General features: G+C 58.0%; 22 protein-coding genes and 1 tRNA gene. 3 read left to right on the plus strand and 20 right to left on the minus strand.

From position 1 onward, the window contains the following. Positions 1-68 precede the first annotated feature (68 nt). A complete protein-coding gene (locus AB6B39_RS13445) occupies positions 69-497 on the minus strand; it encodes a hypothetical protein (RefSeq protein ID WP_284373925.1) in 429 nt (142 codons plus the stop codon). Positions 498-658: 161 nt separating this feature from the next. Then, positions 659-1,084: a hypothetical protein gene (locus AB6B39_RS13450; RefSeq protein WP_284373923.1), complete on the minus strand. Its 426-nt coding sequence runs from the start codon at positions 1,082-1,084 to the stop codon at positions 659-661. A 135-nt stretch (positions 1,085-1,219) separates the two neighbouring features. On the opposite strand from AB6B39_RS13450, the gene AB6B39_RS13455 reads away from it, so the two are divergent. After that, entirely contained in the window at positions 1,220-2,011 is a 792-nt protein-coding gene (locus AB6B39_RS13455) for a phytanoyl-CoA dioxygenase family protein (RefSeq protein WP_284373921.1), read from the plus strand. Positions 2,012-2,045: 34 nt separating this feature from the next. Here AB6B39_RS13455 and odhB read toward each other — a convergent pair whose 3' ends face one another. From odhB to AB6B39_RS13505, 10 genes are all read right to left on the minus strand, one after another. Continuing rightward, positions 2,046-3,623, minus strand: coding sequence for a 2-oxoglutarate dehydrogenase complex dihydrolipoyllysine-residue succinyltransferase (gene odhB, locus AB6B39_RS13460; protein ID WP_284373913.1), 1,578 nt, complete (start codon positions 3,621-3,623; stop codon positions 2,046-2,048). A gap of 92 nt (positions 3,624-3,715) precedes the next feature. After that, positions 3,716-6,676, minus strand: a complete 2,961-nt coding sequence (locus tag AB6B39_RS13465) for a 2-oxoglutarate dehydrogenase E1 component (RefSeq protein WP_284373910.1) — start codon at positions 6,674-6,676, stop codon at positions 3,716-3,718. A 133-nt stretch (positions 6,677-6,809) separates the two neighbouring features. Next, a complete protein-coding gene (locus AB6B39_RS13470) occupies positions 6,810-7,307 on the minus strand; it encodes a Rid family hydrolase (protein ID WP_284373908.1) in 498 nt (165 codons plus the stop codon). A 121-nt stretch (positions 7,308-7,428) separates the two neighbouring features. Further along, entirely contained in the window at positions 7,429-8,313 is an 885-nt protein-coding gene (gene sucD, locus AB6B39_RS13475) for a succinate--CoA ligase subunit alpha (RefSeq protein ID WP_284373906.1), read from the minus strand. Between the two features lie 12 nt (positions 8,314-8,325). Next, complete coding sequence (locus AB6B39_RS13480) at positions 8,326-8,763, minus strand: PIN domain-containing protein (RefSeq protein WP_284373903.1); 438 nt, start codon at positions 8,761-8,763, stop codon at positions 8,326-8,328. A gap of 3 nt (positions 8,764-8,766) precedes the next feature. Beyond that, a complete protein-coding gene (locus tag AB6B39_RS13485) occupies positions 8,767-9,033 on the minus strand; it encodes a hypothetical protein (RefSeq protein ID WP_284373901.1) in 267 nt (88 codons plus the stop codon). A gap of 39 nt (positions 9,034-9,072) precedes the next feature. Continuing rightward, on the minus strand, positions 9,073-9,369 hold the full coding sequence (locus AB6B39_RS13490; protein ID WP_284373899.1) for a hypothetical protein: 297 nt from the start codon (positions 9,367-9,369) through the stop codon (positions 9,073-9,075). Positions 9,370-9,376: 7 nt separating this feature from the next. Then, on the minus strand, positions 9,377-9,691 hold the full coding sequence (locus AB6B39_RS13495) for a hypothetical protein (RefSeq protein WP_284373896.1): 315 nt from the start codon (positions 9,689-9,691) through the stop codon (positions 9,377-9,379). Positions 9,692-9,693: 2 nt separating this feature from the next. Then, positions 9,694-10,887, minus strand: a complete 1,194-nt coding sequence (sucC, locus tag AB6B39_RS13500) for an ADP-forming succinate--CoA ligase subunit beta (protein WP_284373894.1) — start codon at positions 10,885-10,887, stop codon at positions 9,694-9,696. Positions 10,888-11,000: 113 nt separating this feature from the next. Further along, the gene (locus tag AB6B39_RS13505) at positions 11,001-11,414 is read right to left on the minus strand and encodes a DUF2306 domain-containing protein (RefSeq protein WP_284373892.1); all 414 of its coding nucleotides are present in this window, start codon (positions 11,412-11,414) and stop codon (positions 11,001-11,003) included. A gap of 155 nt (positions 11,415-11,569) precedes the next feature. On the opposite strand from AB6B39_RS13505, the gene AB6B39_RS13510 reads away from it, so the two are divergent. Beyond that, positions 11,570-12,292 carry a LytTR family DNA-binding domain-containing protein gene (locus tag AB6B39_RS13510; protein ID WP_284373890.1) on the plus strand — a complete coding sequence of 241 codons (723 nt, stop codon included), beginning with the start codon at positions 11,570-11,572 and terminating at the stop codon, positions 12,290-12,292. Positions 12,293-12,299: 7 nt separating this feature from the next. On the opposite strand, the gene AB6B39_RS13515 is transcribed toward AB6B39_RS13510, so the two are convergent. Both AB6B39_RS13515 and AB6B39_RS13520 read right to left on the minus strand, forming a co-directional pair. After that, the gene (locus AB6B39_RS13515) at positions 12,300-12,488 is read right to left on the minus strand and encodes a hypothetical protein (protein ID WP_284373888.1); all 189 of its coding nucleotides are present in this window, start codon (positions 12,486-12,488) and stop codon (positions 12,300-12,302) included. Positions 12,489-12,669: 181 nt separating this feature from the next. Further along, entirely contained in the window at positions 12,670-13,209 is a 540-nt protein-coding gene (locus tag AB6B39_RS13520) for a GNAT family N-acetyltransferase (RefSeq protein ID WP_284373886.1), read from the minus strand. A 91-nt stretch (positions 13,210-13,300) separates the two neighbouring features. Between AB6B39_RS13520 and AB6B39_RS13525 the strand changes: the two genes are divergently transcribed. Next, positions 13,301-13,387, plus strand: a tRNA-Ser gene (locus tag AB6B39_RS13525). A 105-nt stretch (positions 13,388-13,492) separates the two neighbouring features. Here AB6B39_RS13525 and AB6B39_RS13530 read toward each other — a convergent pair. The 6 genes from AB6B39_RS13530 to AB6B39_RS13555 form a co-directional block, all read right to left on the minus strand. Further along, a complete protein-coding gene (locus AB6B39_RS13530) occupies positions 13,493-14,395 on the minus strand; it encodes an HNH endonuclease (protein ID WP_371398623.1) in 903 nt (300 codons plus the stop codon). Between the two features lie 11 nt (positions 14,396-14,406). Continuing rightward, positions 14,407-15,159, minus strand: a complete 753-nt coding sequence (gene gpmA / locus AB6B39_RS13535) for a 2,3-diphosphoglycerate-dependent phosphoglycerate mutase (RefSeq protein WP_284373882.1) — start codon at positions 15,157-15,159, stop codon at positions 14,407-14,409. Between the two features lie 64 nt (positions 15,160-15,223). Next, entirely contained in the window at positions 15,224-15,811 is a 588-nt protein-coding gene (gene folE, locus AB6B39_RS13540) for a GTP cyclohydrolase I (RefSeq protein ID WP_284373880.1), read from the minus strand. Positions 15,812-15,918: 107 nt separating this feature from the next. Beyond that, on the minus strand, positions 15,919-16,332 hold the full coding sequence (locus AB6B39_RS13545) for a DUF1499 domain-containing protein (protein ID WP_371398624.1): 414 nt from the start codon (positions 16,330-16,332) through the stop codon (positions 15,919-15,921). Between the two features lie 5 nt (positions 16,333-16,337). Continuing rightward, a complete protein-coding gene (locus AB6B39_RS13550; RefSeq protein WP_284373876.1) occupies positions 16,338-17,363 on the minus strand; it encodes a YheT family hydrolase in 1,026 nt (341 codons plus the stop codon). Positions 17,364-17,435: 72 nt separating this feature from the next. After that, complete coding sequence (locus AB6B39_RS13555) at positions 17,436-17,903, minus strand: GatB/YqeY domain-containing protein (protein WP_284373874.1); 468 nt, start codon at positions 17,901-17,903, stop codon at positions 17,436-17,438. Positions 17,904-17,906: the final 3 nt, after the last annotated feature.

Consider the following 17,906-nt stretch of genomic DNA (forward strand, 5'->3'; position numbering starts at 1 on the left):
GCATTTCCTAGGGAAATGGGGAGAGAGGAAGCGACGACCCGCCTCGGTCGGAGGACTTGAAGTCGGCCTTAAGCGGCTTTCTTCTCAGTCGTCGTTTCGGTTTTCACCGTCTTGCGTGGTGCAGCTGCTTTCTTGGAAAGCGCAGCAATCTTCTTGTTCAGAGCTGCAACTTCGGCTTCCAGCTCTTCGACACGGTTGTCACGGCCACCGAAAGGAACGACGTTCTTGACGGTTTCCATGCTGTTTTCGACCATGTCGGTCGCTTTGGCGCGTGTGTCTTTGGTCAGCTCGAGGCCTTGAGCTTCCAGCTTTTCGCCTTTTTTGACGAGCGTTTCAAACAGCTCACCGGATGCGGCTTTCAGCTGGTCGGCGCGGAATTGAGCGCGCTCATAGGCCAGACCGTACAGGCCGACATAAGCAAGCGAAGCTTTGCGCAGGTTGGACACGTCAGCTTTTTTGGCTGTTTTGGTTTTCTTGGATGTTTTGGCTTTGGCCATGATGGTGATCCTTTCTAGGGTCTCTATTCGTTCGGGCCGCAGCGATCATTCGCGCGGCTTCGTTCATGAGACCTAGATAGGGCGAAAGATTAGAAAGCGCGTCCTAAACGCAAAACCCCGGCCTGAACCGGGGTTTTGTGTCGTTTTACCGCAATATACGTCTATCGGAGTGTGCCCTTGGCGCTTTCCCGGCGCGAGAACCAGATCTGCACAACCCCGATAATCACGACCACCACGGGCATCACCCAATAGGTGGAGCCTGTGAGCTGCTGCAGGGCAGCATCGGTGAAATTGGGAATGAAGCAGATGATCGCCGCCACGAGCGACAGCATGAAGAGCGGCACGCACCATTTGCGCCGCAGCAGGAGCAGAAGTGACGCCAGAAGGCCGGACCAGACGGCCAGCGCATAGAATGCCGTCGCCCATGTCGGGTAAAGCGCCCGCGCCGCCAGCATGTCCTCGCCATAGCGTTCGAGATAGACGGCATCGGATGCGCGCATATCGACGAGATAGACGTAACAGCCGAACGCGTTCCAGATCAGAAACAATGCCCCGACCACCCAGAACCAGACTGGTAATTTCTTCATATCAAGTCCCCCTGTTTTGCCGGAGATTGCCAAAATGTCGCAGCCCTGTCGAGTCAGGAGAAAGATACTGACCGGATCCGTCCCAAAATATGGTCACTGACACGCGATACCACATCGATTAGATCTGCGCCTAGAATGACGCTGCAAGACAATAAGAATGCGCTCGATCGACGGGGTCTCACCCGGATGGACGCTTTCCTGCCCCAGTCGGATGTTCGTCTCGCGCGGGAGCTGATTCTCGGGCTCGCGTCAGATCATGGCCTTTATTCGTCCAGCGGCTGGGCGCATTCAGACAGCCGGTTCGGTGTCGACAAGTCGTTTCGTGACGCTCTCAAGGCGCTGAATGCATCAGATCACTTTCCTGATTTCATCAGCAAGACGCTGCTCGAAATTGCGGCAGAGCTTGTGGGAGAGACCGTCACGCCTCTGCCACCGGGACAGCAGATCCTTTTCTCGTTGCCGGACAGCCCGACCTGGTCTGTGCCGCATAACGTCTGGCACGTCGATGTGCCGAGACTGGGCGCGCTCGGGCAACCCGGCCTTCAGATGTTCACATTTCTGGATGATGTCGAACCACGCGGGGGCGGCACACTTGTGCTCGCCGGATCTCACCGACTACTCAATACATCCCGATCGCTGCGGTCGAAAGACTTGAAGCGTGCATTGGCGAAAGCGGATTATTTTCGTCGGCTGTTTGACGGCGGTCGACCTCCGATAACGGATCTGAACGAGACGGCCGGCGCGGTTGCAGATGTCGACCTGGAGGTTGTGGAGCTGACAGGACAGGCAGGCGACATCTATCTGATGGACCTTCGCACACTTCACGCCCCCGCGCCCAATGCCGCGAAAACAGCTCGCATAATGCTGACTTGTCGGCTGCCGCGTACATGCGTTGCGCCCGCCCTGGTCGACCAGTCGCTGCTCTAATGAGAAAACCCGGCGCGAGGGCCGGGCTGATGCGTTAGAGGTCGAGGAGGAGACGTTCCGGGTCTTCCAGGCATTCCTTGACACGGACCAGGAAGGTCACCGCCCCTTTGCCGTCGACAATCCTGTGATCATAGGATAGCGCCAGATACATCATCGGGCGGATGACGATTTCGTCGTTCACGACAACGGGACGCTTTTCGATCTTGTGCATGCCGAGAATGCCGGACTGTGGCGGATTGAGAATAGGCGAGCTCATCAGGGAGCCATAGACACCGCCATTGGAGATGGTGAAGGTGCCGCCGCGCATATCGTCCATGGACAGATTGCCGTCGCGCGCTTTCGCGCCGAGTGCGCCAATGCCTTTTTCAATGCCGCCGAGCGTCAGCGTATCGGCATCGCGCAGAACCGGCACGACCAGGCCCTTTGGCGTGCCAACCGCAATGCTGATATCGTAGAAATTCTTGTAGATGACGTCCTGGCCGTCAATTTCGGCATTGACCTCAGGCACTTCCTTCAGCGCTTGGACACAGGCCTTCACGAAGAAGGACATGAAGCCCAGCTTCACGCCATGCTTCTGCAGGAAAACTTCCTTATATTTCGAACGCAGCGCCATGATTTCCGACATGTCGGCTTCATTATAGGTCGTCAGCATGGCCGCCGTGTTCTGGGCGTCCTTCAGACGCCGGGCGATGGTCTGACGCATGCGCGACATGCGGACGCGTTCCTCGCGCTCACCCGTCTCACGCGGCGTTGCCGGAGCGGACGGCGCAGCAGGCGCTGGCGCTGAAACGGCTGGTGTAATTGCTGGCGCAGCGGATTTTTTCGCCGTTCCCGCCTCAAGAGCCTGGGCCGCATCGGCTTTCAGAATGCGGCCATCCTTGCCCGTGCCCTTGATCTTCGATGCGTCCAGATCGTTTTCCCGGATGATCTTCGCAGCCGCTGGCATGACACGCACATCATTGGGGACCGTATCAACATTGGTCCCGGGAACACCAGCCAGACCGCCGCCTTCATCTCCATTGGCCGAAGCCTCCGGTCCCGGCAGATCGCCCGACCCAGTGCTTTCACCCATGCGCGCCAGTGTCTGGCCGATGGTGGCGATATCGCCTTCTGAGACAAGGATTTCCGTCAGCACACCTGCGCGCGGAGCCACCAGCTCCTGCGCAGCCTTGTCGGTTTCCAGTTCGACGATCGGTTCGTCCTTGGCAACGCTGTCCCCGACAGCTTTCATCCAGCTGGCAACGGTGACTTCGGATACGCTTTCGCCGACATTAGGCACATTGATATCGAGCGATGAGCCGGAGCTCTCACCGGACGATGCGCTTTGGGTCTGCGCCTTGACCTCTGCATCCCCCTTGGCCGCCGGCGCTTCGCCCGCGCCGGATCCCATGGTTGCGATCAGCGTGCCGACAGCGACCGTTTCGCCTTCCGCCACATGTATTTCGGACAGGACACCATCTTCCGGCGCGACCAGTTCCTGGCTCGCCTTGTCGGTTTCGATTTCGACGATCGGGTCGTCCTTCTTCACCGTATCGCCGGCCTGCTTCATCCAGCTGGCAATCGTCACTTCGGCAACGCTTTCGCCGACATTGGGTATGGTGATATCAGTCATGTCTGCGCTCCTAGCGCTCCTGTTTCGGTATGAACAGATCAAACAATGGTCTTTGGTGCACGCACAGACACGGCGTCACGCAACAATAGGCTCTATTTCGCAAACACGCCATCCAGGATCGCCTGCTGCTCCTTCTTGTGCTTGGTCGCAATGCCCGTCGCCGTGGACGCCGCTGCCGCGCGGCCGACATAACGCGCGCGCGTGGTCTTTGCGCCCAATGCGGTCAGCGTTTCTTCCAGTCGCGGCTCGATAAAGCTCCACGCGCCCATATTTTTGGGCTCTTCCTGACACCAGACCATGTCGGCATGGGCGAAGCGTTTCAGCTCCTCTGTCAGGGCCCCGTTCGGATAGGGATAGAACTGCTCGACGCGCAGCAGATAGACATCGCCGCGGCCCAGTTTCTCGCGTTCTTCCAACAGGTCGTAATAGACCTTGCCGGAACAGATCACGACGCGCTTGATCTTCTTATCGTCGACCAGCTTGGTTTCGAACGCGTCGGGCCTGAACTCGGCATCATCCCACAAGACGCGGTGGAAGAAGGTCTCCGCCCCCATTTCGTCGAGCGTGGATACGCAACGCTTGTGACGCAGCAGGCTCTTCGGGCTCATTACGATCAGCGGCTTGCGGAAGTTGCGGTGCAGCTGACGCCGCAGCACATGAAAATAGTTGGATGGGGTGGACACGTTGACCACCTGCATATTGTCTTCGGCGCACATCTGCAGGTAGCGCTCCAGCCGGGCGGAACTATGTTCTGGCCCCTGCCCTTCATACCCATGTGGCAGCAGCATGACGAGGCCGCTCATGCGCAACCATTTCTGCTCCGCCGAACTGATAAACTGATCCACCATGACCTGCGCTCCATTGGCGAAGTCGCCGAACTGTGCTTCCCAGATGGTCAGCGCATTCGGAGCCGTGGTTGAAAAGCCATACTCGAAACCGAGCACAGCTTCTTCGGACAGGTGACTATTCAAGACCTGATAATATTGCTGGTCATCGGAGAGGTTATTGAGCGGAGTGTATTTCGCTTCCGTTGTCTGATCAATAAAATGGCTCTGACGCTGACTGAACGTGCCGCGCTCGGAGTCCTGTCCGGACAGGCGGACCGGATGGCCTTCCAGCACGAGCGACCCGAAAGCGAGATGTTCGGCCAGACCCCAGTCAATATCCTGACCGGATTCGATCTTCTCAGCCCGCATCTTGATGATCCGCTTCAGCGTGCGGTGAATATCGACATCGTTCGGGACGGTCGTGATCTTGCTGCCGATTTCCTTGAGCGTCTCGACAGGAACGCCGGTGATCCCGCGGCGCTTTTCATCGTCATTGGGCGGCAATGTGATGCCCGACCAGACCCCGTCCAGCCAGTCCGGAGCCTTGGATTCGAAATCCTTGGCCTCGTCGAATTCATTGTCGAGGAAGGCGTAGAAGTCGTCCTCGCGCTGCTTATACTCCGCCTCGGTCATGTCGCCCTGCGCGATCAGACGCTCGGCATAGAGCTGCGCCGGGGACTTCTTGTCGTTGATCACACGATACATGAGCGGCTGGGTAAAGGACGGATCGTCGCCTTCATTGTGGCCGTAACGGCGGTAGCAGACGATATCGATCACAACGTCGCGCCCGAATTTCTGGCGGTATTCCGTCGCGATCCGCGCGGCATAGACGACCGCTTCCGGATCGTCGCCATTGACGTGGAACACCGGCGCCTGGACCATGAAGGCCACGTCGGAGCAATATTCACCCGACCGGTATTCATCCGGAGTCGTGGTGAAGCCGATCTGATTATTGACGATGACATGGATTGAGCCGCCCGTGCGGTAGCCGGTGAGCTGGCTCATCTGCAATGTTTCCGTGACCACACCCTGCCCGGCAAAGGCACTGTCGCCATGCAGAATCACAGCCATGACGGCCTTCGGATTATGGGTCCGGTAGGTTCCCGACTTCTGCTGCTGTTTCGCCCGGGCCTTGCCGATCACGACGGGTGCGACAACTTCCAAGTGGGACGGGTTGGGCGCGAGTGACAAGTGGACCTTGTTCCCGTCAAATTCACGGTCATCCGACACACCCAGATGATATTTCACGTCGCCGGAGCCGAAATCTTCGGCCCCTGAGGCCACGCCGCCGAGAAATTCATAGAAGATTGCCGAGTAGGGCTTCTTCATCACGGAGGCCATGACGTTGAGACGACCGCGGTGCGGCATGCCGATATTGATGTCCTGCAGCCCCAGCTGTCCACCGCGTTTGATGATCTGCTCCATGGCGGGGATCAGGGCTTCACCCCCATCCAGCCCGAAGCGTTTCGTGCCGGGATAGCGTTTGTGCAGCAATTGTTCGAAGCTTTCGCCTTCGATCAGTTTCTGCAGGATCGCCAGACGTCCGGCCTTGGAAAAGCTGACCTGCTTGTCAGGCCCTTCGATCCGTTCCTGGATCCACGCTTTCTCTTCCGGATTGGAGATGTGCATGAACTGCACACCGATCGTCGAACAATAGGTCCGCTGCACGATTTCCAGGATCTGGTTGATCGTCGCATATTGCAGGCCCAGCACCCCATCGATGTAGATGTCCCGGTCGCGATCCGCCGCATCGAACCCGTAAGTGTCGGGATCGAGTTCCGGATGGGTCCCACGCTTGCGCAGGCCCAGCGGATCGAGATCGGCAATCAGATGGCCTCGCACCCGGTAGGCCCGGATCAGCATCAGGGCGTGAAGGGAATCCTTGGCCGCCTGCTGAACCTGATCGGCGGTCATGTCGGGCTGAACCTTGGCGATAGCCGCTTCAGCCTTGGCCGCGCTGTCGCCCCAGTCACCTGTCAGCGCCTGGGTCAGTTCGCCATTTGGCTGAGGCGGCCAGTTGTCGCGACGCCAGCTCGGTCCGTCTGCATTGGCCTTGGCATTGGCCCGGTCTTCGCCGAGTGCGTCGAAATAGGCCCGCCAGCTGGCATCGACATTGGCCGGATTATCCGCATAGCGCGCCTGCATCTGATCAAGATAGGCGGCGGATGTGCCGTCGAGAAAGTCCGTGTCGATGAACGCCTGGTTCAACTCGGTTCGCTTGGCCATGAAGAGTACTTCTTGCTCGTCTGTTTGTAAGCCGCTTAACCTAAGCAGCCCGCCCTGTCATCGGGCCTTATGGTCAATACAATATGAATGGCAGATGGGTTGCGAGATTTGTGCGTTTATCCACTGACCCGCCTTATCGGTCCGGTAGATAGGCCGTGACTTTCGTTTCGATGATCGCGGCATCCCCACCATAAAGTCCGTTCGTCCCGATCACGGTCCAGCTGGGATAGGGCGCAGAGACGCGCTCCGACTTTATCGCCCAGAGTGCCCCGAGTTGCGCGTCGAGATCGGTCGTATAGCTGGTCACGTCCACCACATCCGACCAGTCGGCACCAGCCTCGGCCAGGATCATTTCGATCTCGTCGAACATGCGGTTGATCGCGGGCTGGATCGTGGTTTCGCCCTCAGCCACTGTGGCCACGACACCGGACAGATAAAGCATGTCGCCTGCGCGCGTCGCGGGCGCATATTGAAGCGCCTCATAGGTCCCGGCCAGACGATCCGGGACAAGGGTCGCCCTGAGAGGCTCCGGTGCGACTTTGGTGGTCATCGTTGCCGCACAGGCAGACAGGGTCATGGCCGCCATGACGAGCCCGAGCCGAAACCCTGTCTTCACTGATCCATGCCGCATCGCTGTCTCCTCCAGAATTCAGACTTAAGAGCTAGGCCGTCTTCACCTGATGGGCAAACAAAAAGCCGCCAAGAAGGCGGCTTTCAGGGTCTACGCTGACGCGCCGATCCGTCTATAGATCTTACCCCTTCAACACATCCATCAGCGTCGTGCCGAGACGGGCCGGGCTGTCCGACACTTTGATGCCCGCTTTTTCCATGGCTTCGATCTTGTCTTCGGCGCCACCTTTGCCGCCCGAGACGATCGCACCGGCGTGGCCCATGGTGCGTCCGGGAGGCGCCGTGCGTCCGGCGATGAACCCGACCATGGGCTTGGCACGGCCTTTTTTGCGCTGGTGCGCGATATATTCCGCCGCTTCCTCTTCGGCTGAGCCGCCGATTTCGCCGATCATGATGATCTGCTTGGTGTCGTCATCGTTGAGGAACAGTTCCAGGCAGTCGATGAAATTGGTGCCATTGATCGGGTCGCCGCCGATTCCGATAGCAGTTGTCTGACCCAAGCCGACCTGTGTCGTCTGGAACACGGCTTCATAGGTCAGCGTACCGGAGCGCGAGACGACGCCGCACGTGCCTTTCTTGAAAATCTTGCCGGGCATGATGCCGATCTTGCACTCTTCGGGCGTCAGAACCCCGGGGCAGTTCGGGCCGATCAGCCGCGACTTGGAGCCTTGCAGCGCCCGCTTGACGGGGATCATGTCGCGCACGGGAATACCTTCCGTGATGGCGATGATCAGTTCGACCTCCGCCGCAATAGCTTCCATGATGGAATCAGCGGCGAAGGGCGGCGGAACATAGATGACGGACGCTGTCGCGCCGGTCGCATGAACCGCTTCTTCGACCGTGTCGAAATTGGGCAGACCGAGATGCTCGGTCCCGCCCTTGCCGGGCGTCACGCCCGCAACCATTTTCGTGCCGTAAGCAATGGCCTGTTCCGTGTGGAACGTCCCGGTTTTGCCGGTCATACCCTGGGTGATGACCTTGGTGTCTTTGTTAATGAGGACGGACATTGTGGTTTCCTTTTAGCTGAAATCCGGATGAGGTTTGAAAGGATCGATGACGCGAACGGAGCCGTAATGTTGCCCGTGGCTCAGGTCTTCGGAATAGAGTATGGACGCGCCGAGCGCTTCCGTGGCTGCGATGATCGCGCCGTCCCAATAGGAAATCTGAAAGCGTATAGAATTCTGTATCCCTTGCATAACAACCGCGCTGTCAACGTCTGCGCAAGGTTTCATGGAAAGAGCCGCGACCCACTTGGACGCTATTGACGTCGACAAAGGCTTCTCGAACTTCTGAGGGTTAGTCGCATTCGTATAGAATTCGGCGAGCACCTGACCCGAGGTCGAATAGTTTTCTTCGGCCACAATCGCACGGGCCCGTTTCCATTTCTCCGGCGCGTCCTCCGCGTGGAGCGCCGCATAAAGCAGGACATTCGTATCGATTAGGCAGTCTGGCGTCACGGATCAGGACGCCTTGAATTTATCGAACCGGGACTCGCCGGAATAGGTCTCCTCACGGTCAAAACGCCCGCTACCCATCTGCCCGTCCGTTTCATCAATCAACTTCAACAACGCTTCGCGCGCCTCATCTTTTGCTCGCGCCTTGCCGACATAGGCCTCGCAAAGCTCGCGGATTACGGCGTTCATGGATGTGCCCTGTTGGAAGGCCGCGACTTTCATGTCAGCGACTAGCTTTTCAGGCATGGCGAGTGTGACGTTCTTATTGGCCATCACGGCTACACATATCCTGTGTAGCACGGGCTCGCAACCCTACTCCGCGCCCATGACCCGAATATCGATCACGCTTTCATCTGAATGACGCACTGCGCATTGCATCGTGCCGCGATCAGTGAGCTGGTAGGTCAGGAGGCTCTGACCGTTGAGTTGACGCACAGAGGGAGCATCTTCGGATAAGGTAATGGTTGCCTCGGCTCGGCAGTTTTCATCGACCCGTTCGAAAAAGCCAGGTGGCGGGGTTAGACCGCCGCCTTCAACGTCGCCGCCCGATGCATCCATGCAGGCCGAAATAAGAAAGAGTCCCAGAAAGCCCGCGACAAGCTTTTTCATGAAGGCACTAACCTTCGCCCAGGAGCTGGGCGCGCAGCGCCCTGTCGTGAGGACTCTTGGAAAAGTCGGAACCGTCATAGCCGCATAGATCGAAAAACTCGCGCCCTAATGGATAGAGTACACGCTTGGTTTCCGCATCGAGATTTTTAAGGTGATCTGTGTATAAAAACAGATCGCTTCCCGAAGGAAAGTAAACATCGCGCGTACTTTCATCGGCTTGCCGCGTTAATCTCAATAGCTTTTCCGTCAACCTGATCCGCCGTCTACCTTTTGCTGCACTCGTGAAGGCAATCAGTATGAGGGCGTTTAGTTTTCCGATCAAAACTACCCCCCGACAGCCGCCACGATCTTCTTTGCCGCATCGTCCAGGTCATCCGCGCTGATGACGTTCAGGCCGCTATTGTCGATGATGGCTTTGCCCGCTTCGACATTGGTGCCTTCGAGGCGGACGACGAGCGGCACTTCGAGGCCGACTTCTTTGACTGCATCGACCGCGCCTTGTGCGATGATGTCGCATTTCATGATACCGCCGAAGATATTGATCAGAATGCCTTCGACCTTGTCGTCGGATGTCAGGATCTTGAAGGCCGCAACGATGTTTTCCTTGGTCGCACCGCCGCCGACATCAAGGAAGTTGGCGGGCTCGGCGCCGTAGAGCTTGATGATGTCCATGGTGCTCATGGCGAGGCCGGCCCCGTTGACCATGCAGCCAATATTGCCGTCCAGTGCAACATAGGACAGGTCATATTTCTGCGCTTCGACTTCCTTGGGATCAGACTCGGTCTCATCCTTCATCGCGACCACATCCGGGTGGCGGAATAGAGCGTTCTCATCAAAGCTGATCTTGGCGTCGAGGCAGTGCAGATTACCATCGCCATTGACGATCAGCGGGTTGATTTCCAGCATCGCCATATCCTTGGCAAGGAAACCATTATAAAGCGTCTTGCCGAGCTTGCCCGCCTGCTTGGCGAGTTGACCGGAGAGCCCGAGCGCCTTGGCCAGCGTGCGGCCATGGTGCGGCTGGAAACCCGTCGCCGGGTCGACGTCGAAATTGATGACCTTTTCCGGCGTGTCATGTGCGACCGCTTCAATATCCATGCCGCCTTCAGTCGAGGCAATGAAGGACACGCGCGACGTGTCGCGGTTGATGATGATGGAGAGGTAGAGTTCGGTCTCGATGTCGGAGCCATGCTCGATATAGAGGCGGTTGACGACCTTGCCTTCATCCGAAGTCTGTTCCGTCACCAGCGTAGAGCCGAGCATCTGCTCGGCGAAAGTCACGACCTCATCAACCGAACGAGCCAGGCGAACGCCGCCCTGCTCTCCGGCTGTCTCTTCGATGAATTTGCCCTTGCCGCGGCCACCGGCGTGGATTTGCGACTTCACGACCCAGAGCGGCCCGCCGAGCTCTTCAGCAGCTGCTTTGGCCTCAGACGCGTCGAAAATGGCGATGCCGGGAGAGACGGGCGCTCCGATCTCCTTGAGTACCTGTTTGCCCTGATATTCGTGGATGTTCATGGAATGCGTGTCCGTCGTTGGATGGAAGGCCGTTAAGGTTTGCGCGCGTTATAGCGCCCCCGGCCCGGCCCGCAACCGCCTGCATGACACGATCGGGATGAATTGCGTCAGCTCTAGTAGGACGCGCCGAAAATGATGACATGCATCAGCCGACCGGGTGTCATGGCGAAAACCCCCGGAATGAGTAGCGCCCCGAAGAAAAGGCCCGTCACCGCGCGCTTATGGCTTCTGACATTGCCTTTGCGGATATAATACACAGCCTCCCAGGACGCGAAGAATGTGAGTGGAATGAAGAGGTGTATCCACCAGAAATTTCCATCATTGATCTGACGGATAAAGATGGCGGATGTCGCCGTGGTCAGCATGAAGAGTAGAAAGATCTTGCCCATCATACGGTGCGTCTTGTCACCCTTGCGTCGCACGAACATCAGGATACCAAACATCAGCGCGGCCAGAGCCGCAATGATATGGATCTGAATGGCCGGGCTGGCCTTGAAAAAATACTCGATACCCAATGTAATCTCCATCTATCCGGTTTCGTCTGTGAAACCGTTGGACCAGAGCAGGTGCAGGCGTGCCATCGTATCTACGTGAACGCACAGCGCTGCTTCGCGAACCGACTTGAAAATCACGACGCGCCCGTTCACGAAGCGCGAATGACCGGGTCGGATCAGCCACAAAAATGAAACTGTTGCGGCGCTTCGATGTCTCGGCCGTGCTGACACCGCTGATTGCCGGCGCGGTTCTGACAGTGCTGGCGCCGCTCGGAACACACATATTCTCGCTGCCCTTGCGCGCGCTTTACTGGATCAGCCTGTGCTTTGCGGGCGGCTTTGGGGCCATGGCGGTCCGGTTCGGTTTGAATCGATGGCGTCCATCCGCTCCGGCCTGGCTGTGTGTGCTTCTGCAATCCTTCGGATCGACAATCGCCGTCGCGCCCTTCGTGCTGTTCACCTCCAGCCAGAGTAGCGTCTGGGGCTTTTTTCTGACGCTCTTCTATATCTGGGTGATTGCGATCGTAATTACCGCCTTTGCCGACACGGCGGCGCGTAGCCGCGTCGCGGGCGAGGCCGCAGATGCGCCGAAACGACCCGCCTTGATGGACCGCCTACCGGTCCATCTGCGCCATGCCACGCTGTACGGTGTGAGTTCGGAGGATCACTATGTGCGCATTCACACCAGCGCAGGCGATCACATGATGCTGATGCGGCTTGCCGATATTGACGATCTGGCCCAGCCGGTTTCAGGATTGCGTCCCCATCGGTCCTGGTGGGTCGCCGAAGGCGGGGTGGACCGGATGGTGCGCGAAAAAGGCAAGCCGACCCTGATCCTCAAGGACGGCACGCATGTCCCGGTCAGCCGAACAGGTGCGCGAACATTAAGGGATGCCGGCTGGTTGACATAAATTTAGCTCAGGATCCGGTCTCGGTCGACCGATCGGCCCCACCTTCATGACTGACAACAGCCTCGTTTTCGGTACTTTTCTTCGGCGAAACGAGGGCTTCGGTCGAAAAGGCATAGCCCGCCGCGACCAGGATCACGACGAGGACGAATGCATCCAGAACGATGCGCAACCGCCCTGACCGACTCAGACTTTTCATGAATGGACGCCCCCATTGTGGCTCTTGCACGACCACGATGATGCAAAGTCTAAGCCAAAGCCGCAGCCCTGTCATGTTACAATTTCAAAGTGCGTGATTGCCAAGCGGCAAAATGAGGGCGGAGAACAACGCAGACATGGCCTGACCCGCCAGGCTGTCAGGCTGTCAGGCTGTCAGGCTGTCAGCGCAGCTCCTGTCCGTAAATATTGAACACGCCGTCGCCGATACCGGGAATATGATGCACCGTGTGCAAGCGTTGCGAGCCTAACGCTTCGGCGACCTTTTCAGAGCCGACATTGCCCTCTTCGATCACGTGAATGACCGAGTCCCAGCCAAGGTCGTCACGCACATAGTCGATGCAGGCGCGGCCTGCTTCACGCGCAAAGCCCTTGCCGCGATAGTCGGGGTGCAGGGTCCAGCCGACTTCGCGCCCAGGCCAGCCTTCCGGAAACCAGGGCCCGACGTCGCCGACCCATGCGCCGCTGCTCTTCTCGATGACGGACATGAAGGAATAGCCGCGGGTCAGATGATGGCCGAGAAAGGTCGCCAGGGTTCGCCATGTCTGAGCGACATCCTTGGTTTGGCCACCCAGAAAGCGCATTGTTTCAGCATCGGCATAAGTCTCGCAAAAGCCCTGCAGATCGACCTCAATGTCGATCGGGCGCAGGATCAGCCGCTCCGTTTCCAGCGTTGGCCCTAATCTGTGTCCGGTCTTCTGCATAAGGACGTTCTACCCCGTTGCCATTGGCGCAGACCAGCCCTAAAGCGCGGCCCGTCACGTGGGCCATCGGGCCCGCGCTGAGCCGCGAGATGGTCAGGTGGCTGAGTGGTTGAAAGCGCCGGATTCGAAATCCGGTATAGGGGCAACTCTATCGCGGGTTCGAATCCCGCCCTGACTGCGCGGCGGCGCGATCCGGCAAAGCCGGAATTTTCGATTGATAATCAAAAATTATGATGCGCCGTGACTGCAACGAACGGATCAGCTATAAGCTGTTCAATCATATCTATTTCTCAAATACTTCTTCGCGATGCCACCGTAAAAACGTCGCATGAGGCCTATCCTGCAATTTTTCCGGGAACCTCATCTTTCTATCAGCGAAGAGTAGTCGATCGAGGCTGTCGACGTCATTGATCTTCCGCGATGTTAGAATTTCACCGTCATCGCTCAACGCCAACAGCCCTCTGTCAAACATCCAGTGGACAGTGCCGGATAGGGCCAAACCATTAACCACAGCATCGGGCCCACCGCATTCGACAGGACGAATATGTGCAGCCTGAACTTCTGCACGTCCACCGCCATTGACAAAGCCCAAGCCGGTTAGCGCGCAACGCCCTCCATAAGCCCCGATTACCCGGGCGCGGAATGTCCGATCGCGGGCGGCGCGATTGAGATAGGTTTCAACACGCTCCCTTTTACGTGGCCCTTCAAAAGGCGTCTGTAAATCCTCCACCTCCAATAGGGGATCGTCCAGTTTGTCTTGCCGCGGCAACATCAAAGCCGCATCAGCTCGCGTACCCAACCTTAGTATTTCCCAGAAATCTTCCTCACGTATCGGCTGCACAGCATTTCGCACAATTCCGTTCGGCCTTCCTGGAGATTTTTGGACAAGACTCGAATGATAACATCCATCCTTGCGACGGAGTGGAACGCGATGCGCGAAATCGAGATAACTCCCGGGTACGTAATCCGCATAAAACTTACCCTCTGTCTTAGGATCCGGGCGGGTACCGGCAATTTCTGCTACGGCATAATAAGTTAGCGGATTACTTCCTCCTCCTTTACCAGATTCATAAAGAATAACCCAGTCACCGACCCTGTCCAGAACACGGCTATGATAGCTTTTCGGGTAATGGTAATGCGCGCCCTCCTCGTCATCGTAGATCGAGGCGGGGTTTTGGATGAACACCCCTTTAGGCATTAACTTTTTCCGGACTCCGGCAAATCCTTTGCACGGTCTGCATCAAGATAGCGCGCGCTGAGGACCTTTTGTCCTTGGCCGAGCTCCATCAGCAGCGGATTTCCCGTCGGGAATTCGAAACCCGGAATGTCGGCGTCGGCGACTTCGAACAGGTCCTTCATCAGGGCGCGCAGGGAATTGCCGTGGGCGCTGATGATGAGGTTGTTGCCGCCATCGAGGAAGGGCCGGATCTGAACATTGAAATAGGGCAGGACCCGTTCCGTCGTCATCTTCAGGCTTTCGCCGCCCGGCAGAATGGCCGGATCATAGCCCGCATATTTCGGATCATTGGCCGGATGATAGTCGTGAGTCGCATCGATCTGCGGCGGGGGAACGTCAAACGACCGGCGCCAGATGTGGACCTGTTCATCGCCGTGCTTGTCGCGCGTTTCCTGCTTGTTCAGGCCCGACAGCGCGCCGTAATGCCGCTCATTGAGCTGCCAGGCCTTGGTCACCGGAATGTGCATCTGATCGATGCCTTCGAGCGTCATCCAGAGCGTCTTGATCGCGCGCTTCTGGAAAGAGGTGAAAGCCACATCGAAGCGGATATCTTCCGCCGCCAGCATCGCGCCCGCTTTCGTTGCTTCGGCGACGCCGCGATCTGTCAGATCGACATCGACCCAGCCGGTGAAACGGTTCTGTTCATTCCAGATGGATTGACCATGCCGGACGAGCACGAGTTTCGACCTGATATCGGTCATCTGTTCTGACATGGGCCGGGCCTCCTGTAACGGGCGCGGGCCTAGACGAGTCGGGTGAGGGTGGCAACGGCTGACGCTAGCGTGTCATCGCGTCCGAGGCATTGACCAGATTAAAAAATTCCGCCCGCGTTTCTGCCTTCAGGAACTGCCCATCGAGCGCAGAACTGATCATGCGGTGCGGGGTCCGGATACCGCGCATCGTCATGCAGAGATGTTCGCCCTTGGCCATGACGGCGACATTCTTGGTCCCGAGAATACGCTTCAGATCGTCGGAAATGTCTGCGACCAGCTTTTCCTGCAGGCTGAGCGCATGGGCATTCTTGTGCGCGATCCGGGCGAATTTCGACAGGCCCAGAACCTTGTCATCCGCTATATAGGCGACCGAGACATCACACCAGAATGGCAGCATGTGATGTTCGCACATCGACCAGACGCGCATACCGGTTACGGCGACCATCTGATTATGGCGGACAGAGTCGAAAGTCGTTTCGAGCTTGCCGGGATCATATTCGATGAATTCGCGGTAGAAATCGGCAATCCGGCGCGGCGTTTCAAGCAGACCTTCCCGGTCAGGATTCTCCCCGATCGCGATCAGCAGCTCGCGCACCAGCGTTTTGACACGCTCATGATCGATAGTTTTCGGCGAAAGATGCTGTTCCGGCATAAAAAGGATCCCTGTCTGGCAGAGTGTCTACGCGAAAAGCCGAGCAAACGATTGTAAAAGATTAGTGATCTGCGACCCGACGCGCACCTTGCGACCCACCGTCTGTCCTATAGTGCTGCCCGGATTGCCGCGACGCGCTTGCGGTTCGCGCCCATATCCGAATGACCGACGCGGGAGGCTGAACGGACGTGCCAGACCGTGCCGTCGCGTCGGAATTCGACATCATCGACGAACCGCATCAGCCCGCTCGTGTAGGTCGTCGCAATATAGTCATTTTGATCAGAGACGATCTCTCCGCCTGTCGCCGCAATCGCTGCCAATAGTCCCGCCTTGTCCGTTTGCAGCGGTTCTACCTGTTTGGCAGCCGGGGTTCCCAACTCGGAACTGACGCAGTTCGGTTTGGACGGCAGAGGGGCCAGGCGGTCATCGACCAGGCCGATGGCATGACCCCGGCGGCTGAGCAGAGACAGAAGGATCATGGCGACCAGAATGATGAGAGGGATGAGAAGCAGCAAGCGCATGATGGCTATGTGACCTGTTTTCCATCCGTTTGAAAGACGTCTTTGCCGATATGCTCGTCATACCAGGTCGGCCCCAGCAAGGACTGGAAGAAGCCATTATGCCCGCCATGGTCGTGAATGATCATGCGTGAGCCGGGAGACAGGGTCAGCCGCTGCACGTCGCGCTCCGGAATCATACCATCATCACGCGCGGTGATGATGTCTACCGGCACGGGAATGCGCGCCAGATCGGATGGATCCACGCGGTAGGCGTTGAAGTAATCCTCCATCCGCGCATATTTCGAATAAGCAGGCAGCAGCTTTTCCGTAATGCCCAGCACCCGGCGTTCGCGCAGCATGTCATTGAAGTCATAACGGTCCGGGAACAGGGACTGTTTGCGCGCCAGGCTGGTCTTCATCTTCTTCAGGAAATAGCGCCGATAGAGCGGGTTCGCGTCAACCAGCGGGGCCGCGCCCCACGGATCCACGACCGGGCTGATCGCATAGATGCGTTGCAGTCTGTCGATGGTCAGATCACGCAGCGAGCGGGCGATGCGCAGAGCGAAATTCCCGCCCAGTGAGAAGCCGACAATATAGACGGGCGCGCCCTCCGATAGCCGGGCGGCCTGCTGCACGGCATTGTAAACCTCGTTGAAACGCGTGGAAAAGAACAGCCCCTTGTTCAGGTCGTGACTGCCGCCATGGTCGCGGTAGTTCAGGCGGAAGACACTGGCCCCGCGCTGATACATATAGCGACCGCAGCTGACGACATAGGTGCTGTCCTGCGAGCCTTCCCAGCCATGCAGAAAGATGAATAGCGCCCGATTATCGGGATTGCGCGAATGGCTGCCCTTCAACCGGACCCCGTCTTCGCAATCGAGAATGACGTCTTCGGCCGCGTCGATCATGGGATTGGGACCCCGCTTGCGGAAGGACTGGCTGGCAAGCGCCGTCTGGATGATACCCGGGCGCAGCCAGAAGGGTGGGTCGAACGGTTCGACCCGTCGCTCCGCGCCTGACGGCAGCCCTGCATTCATGTCGATGATCTGCATAGGCGGACAGTTTAGCGTCCTGCGGACCTTAGCACCAGATGTCCGCCACAGGCGCTAGAATGATCGACCTAATCAGCTGCAGAGATGCCGTTTCACGACGGCGCCCGCCTTGCCCATATCGATCCGGCCTGCATAGCCGGACTTCAACTGACCCATGATCTTGCCCATGTCTTTCAGGCAGGTCGCGCCAGTATTCTCGACCGCCCTGGCCACGGCGGCTTCGACTTCGTCGTCGGACATGGGTTTGGGCATGAAGCTGCGGACCACGACGATTTCCTCGCGTTCACGCTCGGCCAGTTCGCAGCGGCCATTATCTTCATAGGTCTTCGCCGCGTCTTCGCGCTGCTTGACCATCTTGGTCAGAATGCCGAGAATTTCGGCATCATCGATACCGCCGCACCGATCCGCGGCGCGCGCAGCAATGTCGCGATCCTTGATCGCCGCACTCATCAGACGCAGTGTGGACAGCCGCACGCCATCCTTCTGACGCATCGCGTCCTTGGTGGCGACCTTGATTTGGTCGCGAAGGGGTTCGCTCATAAT

It is taken from the genome of Algimonas porphyrae, assembly GCF_041429795.1.
GTDB classification, from domain to species: Bacteria; Pseudomonadota; Alphaproteobacteria; order Caulobacterales; family Maricaulaceae; genus Litorimonas; species Litorimonas porphyrae.

Bases quoted from the DNA above. Each gene is read 5' to 3' on its own strand.
- folE (WP_284373880.1), bottom strand. From the start codon at position 15,811: ATGCCGGAACAGCATCTTTCGCCGAAAACTATCGATCATGAGCGTGTC.
- sucC (WP_284373894.1), bottom strand. From the start codon at position 10,887: ATGAACATCCACGAATATCAGGGCAAACAGGTACTCAAGGAGATCGGA.
- AB6B39_RS13520 (WP_284373886.1), bottom strand. From the start codon at position 13,209: ATGCAGAAGACCGGACACAGATTAGGGCCAACGCTGGAAACGGAGCGG.
- AB6B39_RS13490 (WP_284373899.1), bottom strand. From the start codon at position 9,369: ATGAAAAAGCTTGTCGCGGGCTTTCTGGGACTCTTTCTTATTTCGGCC.
- AB6B39_RS13485 (WP_284373901.1), bottom strand. From the start codon at position 9,033: ATGGCCAATAAGAACGTCACACTCGCCATGCCTGAAAAGCTAGTCGCT.
- AB6B39_RS13555 (WP_284373874.1), bottom strand. From the start codon at position 17,903: ATGAGCGAACCCCTTCGCGACCAAATCAAGGTCGCCACCAAGGACGCG.
- AB6B39_RS13510 (WP_284373890.1), top strand. From the start codon at position 11,570: ATGAAACTGTTGCGGCGCTTCGATGTCTCGGCCGTGCTGACACCGCTG.
- AB6B39_RS13545 (WP_371398624.1), bottom strand. From the start codon at position 16,332: ATGCGCTTGCTGCTTCTCATCCCTCTCATCATTCTGGTCGCCATGATC.
- AB6B39_RS13470 (WP_284373908.1), bottom strand. From the start codon at position 7,307: ATGCGGCATGGATCAGTGAAGACAGGGTTTCGGCTCGGGCTCGTCATG.
- odhB (WP_284373913.1), bottom strand. From the start codon at position 3,623: ATGACTGATATCACCATACCCAATGTCGGCGAAAGCGTTGCCGAAGTG.
- AB6B39_RS13445 (WP_284373925.1), bottom strand. From the start codon at position 497: ATGGCCAAAGCCAAAACATCCAAGAAAACCAAAACAGCCAAAAAAGCT.
- AB6B39_RS13505 (WP_284373892.1), bottom strand. From the start codon at position 11,414: ATGGAGATTACATTGGGTATCGAGTATTTTTTCAAGGCCAGCCCGGCC.
- gpmA (WP_284373882.1), bottom strand. From the start codon at position 15,159: ATGTCAGAACAGATGACCGATATCAGGTCGAAACTCGTGCTCGTCCGG.
- AB6B39_RS13515 (WP_284373888.1), bottom strand. From the start codon at position 12,488: ATGAAAAGTCTGAGTCGGTCAGGGCGGTTGCGCATCGTTCTGGATGCA.
- AB6B39_RS13465 (WP_284373910.1), bottom strand. From the start codon at position 6,676: ATGGCCAAGCGAACCGAGTTGAACCAGGCGTTCATCGACACGGACTTT.
- AB6B39_RS13550 (WP_284373876.1), bottom strand. From the start codon at position 17,363: ATGCAGATCATCGACATGAATGCAGGGCTGCCGTCAGGCGCGGAGCGA.
- sucD (WP_284373906.1), bottom strand. From the start codon at position 8,313: ATGTCCGTCCTCATTAACAAAGACACCAAGGTCATCACCCAGGGTATG.
- AB6B39_RS13455 (WP_284373921.1), top strand. From the start codon at position 1,220: ATGACGCTGCAAGACAATAAGAATGCGCTCGATCGACGGGGTCTCACC.
- AB6B39_RS13450 (WP_284373923.1), bottom strand. From the start codon at position 1,084: ATGAAGAAATTACCAGTCTGGTTCTGGGTGGTCGGGGCATTGTTTCTG.